This is a genomic window from Paraburkholderia guartelaensis (assembly GCF_004353905.1).
Taxonomy (GTDB): Bacteria; Pseudomonadota; Gammaproteobacteria; order Burkholderiales; family Burkholderiaceae; genus Paraburkholderia; species Paraburkholderia guartelaensis.
Genome location: NZ_SMOD01000143.1, coordinates 1 through 1642, shown reverse-complemented (window position 1 = coordinate 1642; position 1642 = coordinate 1). Strand labels below are relative to the sequence as shown.

General features: G+C 58.8%; 1 protein-coding gene. It reads left to right on the top strand.

Going from position 1 to position 1642, the window contains the following annotated elements:
* Window positions 1-67: 67 nt before the first annotated feature.
* Window positions 68-1519, top strand: coding sequence for an IS1182 family transposase (locus E1N52_RS43620; protein ID WP_133191252.1), 1452 nt, complete (start codon window positions 68-70; stop codon window positions 1517-1519).
* Window positions 1520-1642 lie beyond the last annotated feature (123 nt).

The following is a 1642-nucleotide window of genomic DNA, read 5'->3' as shown; positions in this document are numbered from 1 at the left end:
GGCCGAGGCTGTGTAAAAACGCATCGATCGCCTAGACTGAATCAACCCGTTGTTGCGAGAGGCGAAGATGGGGCGATTTGTCGAAGGTGCGGACCGCAATCAGGCGACGCTGCTGCCGGAATGTCTCGAGGACTTCATCGCAGAAGACAATCCGGTCAGAATCGTCGACGCATTCGTTGAAGAACTCGATCTGGCTTCTTTGGGATTTGAAGGGGCCACGCCTGCGACCACAGGCCGGCCGTCTTACCACCCGGCAGTGCTACTCAAGATCTACATCTACGGCTATCTCAATCGCGTGCAATCGAGCCGTCGTCTGGAAAGGGAGTGCCAGCGCAATGTCGAACTGATGTGGCTGATTGGCCGGCTCGCTCCCGACTTCAAGACTATTGCCGAGTTCAGACGTAGCAATGGTGAAGGCATCCGCAACGTGTGCCGGCGCTTCGTGATGATCTGCCGCAACCTGAAGCTGTTCACGGAAGCGGTCGTGGCTATCGACAGCAGCAAGTTCAAGGCGGTCAACAGCCGCGACAGTAACTTCACGCCCAACAAGATCGACAGACGCCAGGAGCAGATTGAACAAAGCATCCAGCGCTACCTGGAGGCACTGGAGACAGCAGACCGTACGCAACCAGCTGAGGTGGAGGCGAAGACGGAGCGGCTACGGGAGAAGATCGACACGCTGCGCGAGCAGATGCGGGATCTGGATCGTGCCGCAGAACTGTTGAAAGACCTACCCGAGAAACAGATCTCGCTGACCGATCCTGATTCACGCTCGATGATCTCGCAGGCGAAAGGCACCGGGGTGGTCGGCTATAACGTTCAGGTCGCAGTCGACACCAAACATCATCTCATCGTGACTCATGAAGTCACGAACGTCGGCAGTGACCGGGCGCAGTTGAGCCCGATGGCCAAAGCGGCGCGCGAAGCCATGGGCAAGAACAAGCTCCAGGCACTGGCAGACCGGGGATACTTCAGCGCACCGGAAATCAAGGCTTGCGATGACGCCGACATTGAGGCACTGGTGCCCAAATCGCAAACCTCAGGTGCAAAGGCTGACGGGCGGTTCGACCGGGGCGACTTCATCTATATCGCCAGCGATGACCAGTACCTGTGTCCGGCGGGGCAACGGGCGATATACCGATACACCTCGGTTGAGAGCGCCAATCTCTTGAAACTGCGTACCTACTGGAGCAGCGCATGTCCGCACTGCCCGATCAGGAGCCAGTGCACCCCGGCTCCGTACCGCCGCATTCGCCGGTGGGAGCACGAAGCGGTACTTGAGCAGATGCAGCAGCGTCTGGATCGTCAACTCGACGCGATGACGATACGACGCCGAACAGTGGAACACGTGTTCGGTACGCTCAAGCACTGGATGGGGTCGACGCACTTCCTGATGCGAAGACTTGGTCACGTCGCCACCGAAATGAACTTGCATGTACTGGCGTACAACCTCAAGCGCGTCATCGGGATACTGGGATTCGCGAAAGCAATGCGGGCCATGAAGCTGGCCGGCGCGTGATCTCACGCATCGACGCTTCGAATGGCTCGGTGCAATCAGCCCCGTCGTTCGATCTCAGCGCTGGGTGAACGCGTTCGCTCCGATGCTCGCGGCTCGAACCGGCGTTTTTACACAGCCTCGGCC

Bases quoted from the DNA above. Each gene is read 5' to 3' on its own strand.
- E1N52_RS43620 (WP_133191252.1), top strand. From the start codon at position 68: ATGGGGCGATTTGTCGAAGGTGCGGACCGCAATCAGGCGACGCTGCTG.